Annotated in this window: 7 protein-coding genes; 5 read left to right on the top strand and 2 right to left on the bottom strand. The window is 35.7% G+C overall.

Annotation, left to right across the window (positions count from 1 at the left end; genetic code table 11):
• Position 1: 1 nt before the first annotated feature.
• From OPR17_RS03760 to OPR17_RS03740, 5 genes are read left to right on the top strand one after another with little or no spacing between them, the layout of a single operon-like run.
• Positions 2-442 carry a 50S ribosomal protein L11 gene (locus OPR17_RS03760; protein ID WP_265021206.1) on the top strand — a complete coding sequence of 147 codons (441 nt, stop codon included), beginning with the start codon at positions 2-4 and terminating at the stop codon, positions 440-442.
• A 4-nt stretch (positions 443-446) separates the two neighbouring features.
• The gene (gene rplA / locus OPR17_RS03755) at positions 447-1,100 is read left to right on the top strand and encodes a 50S ribosomal protein L1 (protein WP_265021205.1); all 654 of its coding nucleotides are present in this window, start codon (positions 447-449) and stop codon (positions 1,098-1,100) included.
• A gap of 12 nt (positions 1,101-1,112) precedes the next feature.
• Positions 1,113-1,631, top strand: coding sequence for a 50S ribosomal protein L10 (gene rplJ / locus OPR17_RS03750; RefSeq protein WP_006279539.1), 519 nt, complete (start codon positions 1,113-1,115; stop codon positions 1,629-1,631).
• A 26-nt stretch (positions 1,632-1,657) separates the two neighbouring features.
• Complete coding sequence (gene rplL / locus OPR17_RS03745; RefSeq protein WP_007551887.1) at positions 1,658-2,059, top strand: 50S ribosomal protein L7/L12; 402 nt, start codon at positions 1,658-1,660, stop codon at positions 2,057-2,059.
• 58 nt (positions 2,060-2,117) lie between these two features.
• Complete coding sequence (locus OPR17_RS03740; protein WP_265021204.1) at positions 2,118-10,631, top strand: DNA-directed RNA polymerase subunit beta/beta'; 8,514 nt, start codon at positions 2,118-2,120, stop codon at positions 10,629-10,631.
• Between the two features lie 6 nt (positions 10,632-10,637).
• On the opposite strand, the gene dusB is transcribed toward OPR17_RS03740, so the two are convergent.
• Both dusB and OPR17_RS03730 read right to left on the bottom strand, forming a co-directional pair.
• The gene (gene dusB / locus OPR17_RS03735; protein WP_265021203.1) at positions 10,638-11,600 is read right to left on the bottom strand and encodes a tRNA dihydrouridine synthase DusB; all 963 of its coding nucleotides are present in this window, start codon (positions 11,598-11,600) and stop codon (positions 10,638-10,640) included.
• A gap of 25 nt (positions 11,601-11,625) precedes the next feature.
• Positions 11,626-12,513, bottom strand: coding sequence for a C48 family peptidase (locus tag OPR17_RS03730; protein WP_265021202.1), 888 nt, complete (start codon positions 12,511-12,513; stop codon positions 11,626-11,628).
• Positions 12,514-12,692: the final 179 nt, after the last annotated feature.

Raw genomic sequence — 12,692 nt, 5'->3', positions numbered from 1 at the left:
TATGAGTGTTATAATTGCTAAGATTAACTTACTTATGGAAGCTGGGAAAGCAGTTCCAGGACCGAAAATTGCTTCAGTACTTGGTCCACGTGGTATACCTGTTCCTAAGTTTTGTGAAGCTTTTAATAAAGTTACTAGTGCTGCTAACGCTAATTATAAAGTAGGCGATTTAGTAACAGTGCGAATTTCCATAAAGGATGATCGCTCTCATGATTTTACTGTCAGCGGTCCGCCTGTGGCTTATTTACTTAAGCAGGAGGCTAAATTAAGTAAAAGTTCTGGTAATCCTGGTAAAGAATTAGTGGCTAAATTACCTATGTCTGCTATAATTAAAGTAGCAAAGTGCAAGATGGTTGATATGAAAGTGGATAATGAAGATTCAGCAGTGAAAATGGTTGTAGGCACTGCAAAATCTATGGGTATAGAAGTTGTGGAAGGTTAGGTAAATGAATACATATAATGATAATCCTAAGCAGTGTTTGAAGAAGATGGTTGAGTCTGCTTCAGCAAAATTTAATGAATCAGTTGATATTGCGGTCAATTTAGGCGTAGATTCACGTAAATCTGAAGAGCAGGTGCGTGGTACAGTAGTTTTGCCTAAAGGTATCGGGAAGAATATTAAAGTAGCTGTTTTCGCTCAAGATAAACATTTATTAGAAGCTGAAAAAGCTGGTGCTGATATTGCAGGAGGAGAGGATTTAGTTGAAGAAATAAAAAAAGGTAGAAAGTTAGATGTTGATTGGTGCATTACTACTCCTGATTTTATGGCAAAAATCACTCCTATTGCAAAAGTATTGGGTGCTAAAGGGCTGATGCCTAACCCTAAATTTGGTACTGTGACTTCTAACATTGCAGAAGCTATTAAAACCATTAAGTCTGGTCAGGTAAAATTTAGAACAGATAAAAATGGTGTTATTCATGGTAAATTAGGAAATATTAAATTTGATATTGATGACTTGCTAGAAAATTTAAAAGCCTTTCTTAAAGTAATTAAAGATAATAAACCTATTTCTGCGAAAGGAATTTACTTTAAGGGTGTTTTTTTTAATTCAACTATGGGTAAAGCTTATAAGATAGGCAAAGTGGAAGATATAATTTAAGGGAGTGATACCGTGAAGCGTAAAGATAAGGATGAATTTATACAGAGCACAATAAACGTATTTGTAAATAATGATTTCTTGATATTAGTAAATTTTAAATCTATAAATGCTAATGATTCATTAACTCTGAGGAATAGTCTGAAGTCTATAGCAGGTGGGGTATTAGTAGTTAAAAACACTCTAGCGCGCTTGGCTTTGGAAAGGACTGGTAAATTCTCTTATTTATCAGGCAAATTTTCCGGTCCTGTTGCTATTATATACTCTAGTGGCATAGTAGAAGCTGCAAAATTAATAGTTGATTTTACTAATGCTAACAAAGAAAAAATGTCTGTGATTTGCGCAGCTCATTTAAATGAATTGTTAACAGTGGAAGATGTTAATAAACTGGCTAAGTTGCCTTCTCTGGATGAATTGCGTGTTAAAATTATGCGTTTAATATCTTATGATATTCCTGCTCGGTTAGCGTTGTCTATTAATTCATCTTCTATGAGGCTTATGAGAGTTTTGGATTATTATAGTTCTAAAAAATAAATTTGTTGTTAAGTAAGGTGGTAATTATGAGTAATGTAACAAGTGATTTGGTTGATAAAATATTATCTTTAAACCTATTAGAGGCTTCTGAACTTGTAAAAGTTTTAGAAGAGAAAATAGGGTTGCCTGCTGGTTCTTTTCTTGGTGGAGCTGTTGGTGCTGGGGCGCCTATTGGTGATAATGCTGCTGCTCCTGCTGCTCAAGAAAAAGCTGAGTATAAAGTTGTGATTAAAGAAATTGATGCGAGTAAAAAAATAGGAGTTATTAAAGCTGTGAGAGAGGTTAATTCTACATTGGGTTTAAAAGAAGCAAAAGAGTTGGTTGAATCTTTACCTAAAGATTTGACTGCTAATGTTCCTAAAGACGAAGCAGAAAAAATCAAGCAAAAACTTATTGAAGCAGGAGCAACTAAAGTGGAGCTTGAATAATATTTAATGTATTAATTTTATATTGATATAGCTCTTTTAATCAGTTTGGGGTATTTTAATGGTTGATTCTTCTTATATGTACGCTTCTGGTGCTTTTGTTCCTAGAGTTTCTTATTCTAGGTCGATTGATTTAAAAGATTCTTTATTGGATTTGGTTAAGGTTCAAAAAGAATCATATGATTCTTTTACTCCTAAGAATAAGGGTAATGAAAGACTTGAAGTTATCTTTCATACAATCTTTCCAATAAATGATCCTTTGCGTAGGGCTACTATTGAGTTTATAAGTTGTAGGGTAGATGATCCTAAGTATGATGAATCTGAGTGTATAAAGCGTGGTGTAACTTTTTCTGCTCAGGTTATTGCTTCTATACGTCTTGTTGTTATGCAGGATGGTATTTCTCTTGATGAATATAAATCGATTAAAGAGAGTGGAGGTCATTCTAAACTTGCAACCGTTGTAAAATCTATAGAAGAGCAGAAAGTCCACTTTTGTGGGTTGCCTATGATGACTGATAAGGGCACTTTCATCATTAATGGTGTGGAAAAAGTTATCGTCTCACAAATGCATAGGTCTCCTGGTGTATTTTTTGATAGCGATAAGGGAAAAACTTACAATTCTGGTAAATTGATCTATTCTGCTAGAATTATTCCTTATAGGGGTTCTTGGCTTGATATTGAATTTGATGTTAAAGACCATTTGTATTTTCGTGTTGATAGAAAAAGAAAATTGCCAATTTCAGTTTTATTAAAGGCGTTGGGTCTATCAAATAATGATATACTCGATAGATTTTATGAGAAAATAAAGTATGTAAAACATAAAGATGGTTGGAAGGTGCCTTTTGTTCCTGATAAATTTAAAGGAGTGAGGCTGCCTTTCGACTTAATGGATATTGAAGGTAATGTGCTGCTTAAAGCTAACGTTCGTATTACCTCAAGACTAGCTAAAAAGCTATATGATAATGAATTGAAAGAGTATCTGGTTCCTTTTAATTCTATATGTGGTTTATTCCTCGCAGAAGATTTAATGGATAGTGCTAGCTCTACGAAAATTTTATCTGCTGGTGAATCTATAAAGCTGGAAGACATAAAGAAGCTTGAGTTATTATCTGTAGATGAAATATCAGTGTTGAACATAGATAATTTGTTTGTTGGACCTTATATATTAAATACGCTTTTCTTAGATGAAAACATGTCTTATCAGGATGCACTATATGAAATATATAGAGTTTTGCGTCCTGGTGAAGTTCCTGTTTTAGAGATAGTAGAAGAGTTTTTCCGTAATCTTTTCTTCAGTCCGGAATATTATGATTTGTCTAACATTGGTAGGTTGAAGCTTAACTCTTACCTTGGATTAAATTATGATGAGGATTTAACTGTTTTAACGCATGAAGATATTATTGAAATTGTGAAAAAAATAGTATTGTTACGTGACAGTCAAGGATCTGTAGATGATATTGATCATTTAGGAAACAGAAGAGTAAGATCAGTTGGAGAGTTTATAGAAAATCAATTTAGAACTGGGTTGTTGAAATTGGAACGCGCAATAGTTGATTCTATGTCCACTTCTAGTTTAGATAAAGTTTCTCCATCTGATTTTATTAATCCAAAAGTGTTAACTAATGTCTTAAGAGATTTCTTCAATTCTTCTCAATTATCTCAATTTATGGATCAGACTAATCCGTTATCTGAAATAACACATAAAAGAAGGTTATCCGCGTTAGGTCCTGGTGGTTTAACAAGAGAACGGGCAGGATTTGAGGTGCGTGATGTTCATCCAACTCATTATGGAAGAATTTGCCCTATTGAGACTCCTGAAGGGCAAAATATAGGGTTAATCAACAGCTTAGCTATATACGCGCGTATTAATAAATATGGTTTCATTGAAAGCCCTTATAGAAAAGTAGTCAATAGGGTTGTTACTGATCAAATTGAGTATCTTTCTGCTATAGACGAAGGTTCACATCATATAGCTGACACTAGCGTAAAGCTTGATGAAAATAATTGCTTTGTTGATGATATGCTATACTGTAGATATGCTGGTAGCTTCGTCATGGTAAGTAGCGACCAAGTTAGTTACATTGACGTATCTCCTAAGCAGGTAATATCAGTTGCAGCTTCCTTGATTCCATTTTTAGAAAATGATGATGCTAATAGAGCATTAATGGGCTCAAATATGCAACGTCAGGCCGTACCTTTATTGAAGCCTACCGCTCCTCTGGTTGCTACTGGTATGGAGTCTTTTGTAGCTTCTGGCTCTGGTGCTGTAGTTTTAGCAAAACGCGATGGCATAGTTGATAGTTCTGATAGTAACTCTATAGTTATACGTGCTTTTGATAAAGAAAGGGTTAACTACTTGGACGTAGATATTTATCATCTAAGGAAATTTCAGCGTTCTAACCATAATACTTGTATTAATCAAAGACCGCTAGTGTGCGTAGGTGATTATGTTAAAAAGGGTGATGTAATAGCTGATGGTCCTGCAATTAACAGTGGTGAGTTGGCGCTTGGTAAAAATTTGCTAGTCGCTTTTATGTCTTGGCAAGGTTATAATTTTGAAGACTCTATTATTATTTCTAGTGAAGTTGTTAAAAAAGATCTCTTTACTTCTATTCATATAGAAGAATTTGACTGTGTTGTACATGATACCCCTTTAGGATCAGAAAAAATAACTCGTGCTATACCTGGTGTTAATGAAGAAAATCTATATCACTTGGATGATAGTGGTATAGTGAAAATTGGTACAAGAGTTGGTCCAGGCTATATTCTGGTAGGTAAAGTTACACCTAAACCTTCTCTTTCATTGCCTCCTGAAACGAAGTTATTAATGACAATTTTTGGTGAAAAGTCATTCGATTGTGCGGATTCCTCTTTATATACATCTCCAGATGTTGAAGGGACAGTAATTGATGTACAAGTCTTTACACGCAGGGGGGTTGAAGAAAATGAAAGGGCATTACTCATCAAACAAAAAGAGATAAATGACTTTGAGGAAGAGCGAGATTATATAATCAATGTTACTAGTGAATATTTCTATGATGAACTGAAGAAACTTCTTATTAATTCTGGTTCTCAAGATCGAGAAAAATTTGACTCTATTGAACGTGAGCAATGGTGGGGTATAGGATTAAAAAACCAATCCATTTCTGAGCAAGTTAAGAGCTTAAAAAAAGATTTTGATGAAAAAGTATCACATGCAATAGCACAGTTTAAGCGAAAAGTAGAAAAATTACATGAAGGTTATGACTTGCCTCAAGGTGTGTCGATGTCAGTAAAAGTTTTCATTGCTGTGAAACATAGTCTGCAACCAGGGGATAAAATGGCTGGTAGACATGGAAATAAAGGTGTGATTTCTCGAGTTGTGCCAGTGGAAGATATGCCTTATCTGGAAGATGGTACTCCTGTTGATATTATTCTTAACCCTCTTGGTGTTCCTTCACGAATGAATGTAGGGCAAATACTGGAAACGCATGTAGGTTGGGCTTGTAGAAAATTAGGGGAAAAGGTAAGTAATATTCTCGATGAGATCAATAAGATCAAAAGTGCTTTTTGCAAGGGAATTAGGTCCCTTAACGATGATAATTTTACACAATTTGCAGTAGCATACCTTGATAATAAAAAAATTGAAAATATTGATGATGATGAAATAACTGCTTCTGTTTTAAATACACCTAATAAGAATGCACTAAATGACGAGTTGAATGAGTTAGTAGAGAACTATTTGAACTCTTGTAAAAGTTCATACAGCAATTTACGTAACTTCCTGATTGAGGTTTATAGCTATGGCAGTAACGTATCTATCTGTAATGATATTCGTAATATTAGTGATAATAATCTCATTGAATTTGCACGCAAATTACGTGATGGCGTTCCTGTTGCTGCACCTGTATTTGAGGGTCCAAAAGATGAACAAATAGCAAAATTATTTGAACTTGCTGGTTTAGATAACTCTGGACAAGCTGTATTATATGACGGTTGCAGTGGTGAAAAATTCGACCGCAAGGTTACAGTTGGTTACATGTACATACTTAAGTTGCACCACTTGGTTGATGGTAAAATTCATGCGCGTTCAGTAGGGCCTTATAGTTTGGTTACTCAACAACCTCTTGGAGGAAAATCTCATTTTGGTGGTCAGCGTTTTGGTGAAATGGAATGTTGGGCATTACAAGCCTATGGTGCTGCTTATACTTTGCAGGAAATGTTAACTGTGAAGTCTGATGATATTAATGGTAGAGTTAAGATTTATGAATCGATAATAAAAGGTGACAGTAATTTTGAATGTGGAATTCCTGAATCCTTTAATGTGATGATAAAAGAACTACGTTCTTTATGTTTAAATGTAGATTTAAAGCAAAATGATGTAGTGATTGAAGATATATCTCACACTAACATTGCACAACCTTTTAATGAGGTTAGCATATCGATTGCTAGCCCTGAAAGTATTAAGCGTATATCTTGTGGTGAGATAGAAGATGTTTCAACTGCAAATTATCGTACGTTCAAAGTTGAGAAAGGTGGATTATTTTGTCCTAAGGTTTTTGGCCCTGTCAATGACGATGAATGTTTATGTGGAAAATACAAAAAAAGAAGACACAGAGGTCGCATATGCGAAAAATGCGGAGTAGAAGTTACATCTTCTAAAGTAAGAAGAGAAAGGATGGGTCATATAGAGCTTGCATCTTCTGTTGCTCATATATGGTTTTTGAAATCGCTTCCTTCAAGAATTGGAGCATTATTGGATATGTCTCTCAGAGATATTGAGAATATTTTATATAGCGATAATTATATCGTAATAGATCCTCTTGTTTCGCCTTTTGAAAAAGATGAGATTATTAGTGAAAAAGCTTATAATGAAGCTAAAGATAGCCATGGGATCGATAGTTTTGTAGCTATGCAAGGTGTTGAAGCTATAAGAGAGTTGCTAACGCGCCTTGATTTACATGAAATTAGGAAGGATTTAAGACTAGAATTAGAATCTGTTGCTTCTGAGATAAGAAGAAAGAAAATTATAAAGAGATTGCGTATTGTTGAAAACTTCATTAAATCTGGAAATAGGCCTGAGTGGATGATACTTACAACTATACCTATTTTACCACCTGATTTGCGTCCTTTGGTATCGCTTGAGAGTGGTCGTCCTGCAGTTTCTGATCTGAATCATCATTATAGGACTATTATTAATAGAAATAACAGGTTGAGGAAATTGTTGAGCTTAAATCCTCCTGAGATTATGATTCGTAATGAAAAAAGGATGTTACAAGAAGCAGTTGATTCTCTTTTTGATAATAGTCGTCGTAATACTTTGGTAAATAAAGCTGGTGCTGTTGGATATAAAAAGTCCATTAGTGATATGTTAAAAGGAAAACAGGGTCGTTTTCGCCAGAACCTCTTAGGAAAAAGGGTAGACTACTCTGGACGTTCTGTAATAGTTGTTGGTCCAACTTTGAAACTAAATCAGTGTGGATTACCAAAAAGAATGGCTCTTGAACTATTCAAACCTTTTGTTTACTCAAAGCTTAAGATGTATGGTATGGCTCCAACTATTAAGTTTGCTAGTAAGTTGATAAGAGCAGAAAAACCAGAAGTTTGGGATATGCTTGAAGAGGTAATAAAAGAGCATCCTGTTTTGTTGAATAGAGCGCCTACGCTACATAGACTTGGTATTCAGGCTTTTGAGCCAATCCTTATTGAAGGCAAAGCAATACAGCTTCATCCGCTTGTCTGTACGGCGTTTAATGCTGATTTTGATGGTGATCAAATGGCAGTGCATGTGCCAATTTCATTGGAAGCTCAGCTTGAAGCTAGGGTGTTGATGATGTCCACTAATAACGTTTTAAGTCCTTCTAATGGCAGACCGATTATAGTTCCTAGTAAAGATATAGTACTTGGTATATATTATCTGACTTTACAAGAACCTAAGGAAGATAATTTACCATCTTTTGGTGCTTTTTGTGAAGTTGAGCATTCCTTGAGTGATGGTACTTTACATATTCATTCTAGTATAAAGTATAGGATGGAGTATATTAATAGCAGCGGTGAAACTCACTATAAAACTGTTTGTACAACTCTTGGTCGTTTAATATTATGGCAAATTTTTCCTAAGCATGAGAATCTAGGCTTCGATCTAATAAATCAGATATTAACAGTCAAGGAAATAACTGGTATAGTTGATTTGGTATATCGTAACTGTGGTCAAAGTGCTACAGTGGCATTTTCTGATAAATTAATGGTACTTGGCTTTGAGTATGCCACATTTTCTGGTGTCTCTTTTGGTCGTTGTGATATGGTTATACCTGAAACTAAAGCTACACATGTTGATCACGCGAGGGGTGAAATTAAGAAATTCTCTATGCAATATCAAGATGGGCTAATAACTAGAAGTGAGAGGTATAACAAGGTTATAGATGAATGGTCTAAGTGTACGGATATGATAGCTAATGATATGTTAAAAGCAATATCTATATATGATGGAAATAGTAAGTACAACTCAGTGTATATGATGGTTAACTCTGGTGCAAGGGGTTCTACTTCACAGATGAAACAGCTAGCAGGAATGCGAGGGCTCATGACCAAACCTTCTGGTGAGATTATAGAAACACCTATAATTTCTAATTTCCGTGAAGGATTGAACGTATTTGAATACTTTAATTCTACTCACGGTGCGCGTAAAGGTTTAGCTGACACTGCACTTAAAACTGCAAACTCTGGATACTTAACTCGTCGTTTAGTTGATGTATCTCAAAATTGCATAGTTACAAAGCATGACTGTAAAACAAAAAATGGTCTTGTTGTGAGAGCTACAGTTGAAGGAAGTACTATAGTTGCATCTCTAGAGAGTGTTGTGCTGGGTAGAACAGCTGCAAATGATATATATAACCCAGTGACAAAAGAATTATTAGTAAAAGCAGGGGAATTAATTGATGAGGATAAAGTAAAGCAAATCAGCATTGCAGGTCTTGATGTTGTAAAAATTAGATCGCCTTTAACTTGTGAAATAAGTCCTGGTGTATGTTCTTTATGTTATGGAAGAGACCTTGCAACTGGTAAAATTGTTTCAATAGGTGAAGCGGTTGGTGTTATAGCTGCTCAATCTGTTGGAGAGCCAGGTACTCAGTTAACGATGCGTACTTTTCATATAGGTGGAGTAATGACTAGAGGCGTTGAATCCTCGAATATTATAGCTTCTATTAATGCTAAAATAAAGTTAAACAATAGTAATATAATTATAGATAGAAACGGAAATAAAATTGTGATAAGCCGTTCCTGTGAAGTCGTGTTGATTGATAGCCTTGGTAGTGAGAAATTGAAGCACAGTGTACCTTACGGCGCTAAGCTTTATGTAGATGAGAGTGGGTCAGTAAAAATTGGCGATAAAGTTGCGGAATGGGATCCTTATACATTGCCTATTATCACGGAGAAGACTGGTACAGTGTCTTATCAGGACTTAAAAGATGGAATTTCGATCACTGAAGTGATGGATGAATCTACAGGAATATCAAGCAAAGTAGTAAAAGACTGGAAATTGCATTCTGGTGGAGCTAATTTACGTCCTCGTATTGTGCTGCTTGACGATAATGGTAAAGTAATGACACTCGCAAGTGGCGTTGAAGCATGTTATTTTATACCAATCGGTGCAGTGCTCAATGTACAAGATGGCCAGAAGGTTCATGCAGGTGATGTTATTACAAGAACACCAAGAGAGTCAGTTAAAACTCGTGATATTACTGGTGGTTTACCGAGGGTTATAGAGTTATTTGAAGCACGTCGTCCTAAAGAGCATGCTATTGTTAGTGAGATAGATGGCTATGTAGCGTTTTCTGAAAAAGACCGTAGAGGAAAACGCAGTATATTAATTAAACCTGTAGATGAACAAATTTCTCCAGTTGAATATTTGGTATCAAGAAGTAAGCATGTAATAGTCAATGAAGGTGATTTTGTACGTAAAGGTGATCTATTGATGGATGGTGACCCTGATCTCCATGATATTTTACGTGTGCTTGGGTTAGAAGCTTTAGCGCACTATATGATTTCTGAAATACAGCAAGTTTATAGATTGCAGGGTGTTCGTATAGACAATAAGCATTTAGAGGTGATCTTAAAACAAATGCTACAAAAAGTGGAAATTACTGATCCTGGTGATACTATGTACTTGGTTGGTGAAAGCATTGACAAGCTGGAAGTTGATAGGGAAAATGATGCTATGAGTAACTCTGGCAAACGGCCTACTCATTATCTTCCTATTCTGCAGGGGATTACTAGGGCAAGTCTTGAAACTAGCTCCTTTATTTCTGCTGCCTCTTTCCAAGAGACAACAAAAGTACTTACAGAAGCAGCATTCTGCGGGAAGAGTGATCCTTTAAGTGGATTAAAAGAAAATGTTATAGTAGGAAGATTAATTCCTGCTGGTACAGGTTTGATTATGAATAAGATCAGAGCACTTTCACTTTGTGATAATGTGGATAAATATGAAAAATATTTTGATATTGAAACTTATGACGAGGAATGGTTGATGGATAATGGTTGTCATTTACACTCTGGTGAGGAAGAGAGCGTAGTGGCATACGATCAGTCGAATTGAGTACAGCTAGTGTGTCTCTTGACCAAAAAAGCCAATAATATTTTCTTTCACTTCTGTGCTATCTGTCATGTTATTTACTCTCACACGAAATTCAGATGAGCCTTGAAGCCCGCTACTGTACCAACCTATGTGTTTGCGGGCCATCTTTATTCCTGTGTCATTTCCATAGTACTCAAGAATATTGTCGTAATGCTCGAGTATGATGCTTAATCTCTCTGAAGCTGTTGGCTCAGAAGTTTCACTTCCACTGAGAAAGTTCATTGCTTGATTAATCAGCCAAGGTTTACCGTAGGCACCACGACCTATCATCACTCCGTCTGCTCCAGATTCTTTGAGAGCATTCTGAATATCATTTAAATTTTTAATATCGCCATTTACTATAACTGGGATTTTTACTTGCTCTTTAACATTTCTAACGAATTTCCAATCTGCTTGACCGTTATAAAGCTGTGCCCTTGTTCTTCCATGTACAGTAATCATCTTTGCTCCTAAGTCTTCGGCAATTTTCGCAAGTCTTGGTGCATTGCGATTTTCATCGTTCCACCCGGTGCGCATTTTCACTGTAACTGGCACATTCACTGCCTTGACCACAGCTTCAATTATCTCAGCGGCTTTTTTCTCATCACGCATTAGCGCTGATCCTGCATAACCGTTTACGACTTTTTTAACAGGGCAACCAAAGTTTATGTCTATAATTTTTGCTCCCATGTCCTCGTTTAATTTTGCAGCCTCCGCCATAACATCTGGCTCACACCCAGCAAGCTGCACAGCAGTTAATGCATCGACTTTTGCTTTTTGCAGACTCTGACGAGTTTGCATAATCATAGCTCTGCTTGCAATCATTTCTGAAACTAACAAACTTGCACCAAGTTTCTTCACAATACTTCTAAACGGATAATCAGTCACCCCAGACATTGGCGCTAAAATTACCGGAGAATCAATCGTCAAATTTCCTATTTGGAGGGGCATAAGGTCAATGGTAATTTTTCATTGATTACATAATGCAACACAAACTTGCATTCTCCCTTGAAATAGAAGACTGAGATGTTTCCGTCCTTGGCGGACGCTTACGATTTCTTAGATCTTTCTTACATTTCTCATCTTCCATAAGCGCTCTTGTAAATTCTTCTCTTTTCTCATTCAAATCAAATTTATATTCTGATAACTTTTTGTCAATTCCGTCAAATGATTTGTCTTCGTTAAGCATTTGTGTAATTTTATGAGCATTTTCTAACGCAAATATTCCACAGTTATACCCGTCACTTTGCTGCTTAGTTGGGGAAATTCTTATGTCTAATACCCATTCCTCTTTTTGCAGTTCTCTTTTAACAATATTTAGCACATTATCTGGCAATTGATTACCAAATGAGTCACAGTAATAAGCTCTAAATTTTTTATCACCTGCATCAGGTTTAATAACTAAAGTTACCCAATGATTATTGTTAATATGAAGAACAGAAGTAAATATCAATTTAGAATTTTGTTTGAATTCACCTCTATAATTCTGAAGAAATTCTTTTGTGAGTTCGTCCCAACCATTAGAATAGCTAGGGGCAAGAAAATAGACATTATTATTACTATATTCACTTTGTGAGTACCCATATACAACTCTTGCAATATGTGTAATGTCATTATCATCTAACCAGTAACTATAGTTTTTTCTGTTTGTCTGATGCACAAGAGTGTCCAAATCTTCGTGAAACTCTTTACCACCCAAACCACTATCCAAAGAGCTTCTACGACTACTGTTCCTTGAATTGGGTTCACTTCCTGGTACAATACCACTATCTCCATCTTGAGTTTTTTGCTCACCTTGACTTGCTCTTTTTCCATTAATATAGTTCTTTGCTAATTTGTATGCTACTGTAAGAATTATTCCCATTAAGACCCAAACCACGGGGTTAGAGATGAGCATAGCAAGTGGAAAGGTCAATAGAGGAATCCTATTATCAACTCCAAACAGCCAACAGCAAATGTGGCTGCTAGGCATACACAAGTAGCGTAGATAACGAATTTCCCACCAGCAAAGTAAGTGCTCTTTTTAAATTGATTATATTTTTT

The sequence above is a fragment of the Wolbachia endosymbiont (group A) of Icerya purchasi genome (assembly GCF_947251635.1).
GTDB classification, from domain to species: Bacteria; Pseudomonadota; Alphaproteobacteria; order Rickettsiales; family Anaplasmataceae; genus Wolbachia; species Wolbachia pipientis.
Note: the sequence above shows the minus strand (reverse complement) of the source record. Positions and strands in the feature narration are given on the sequence as shown.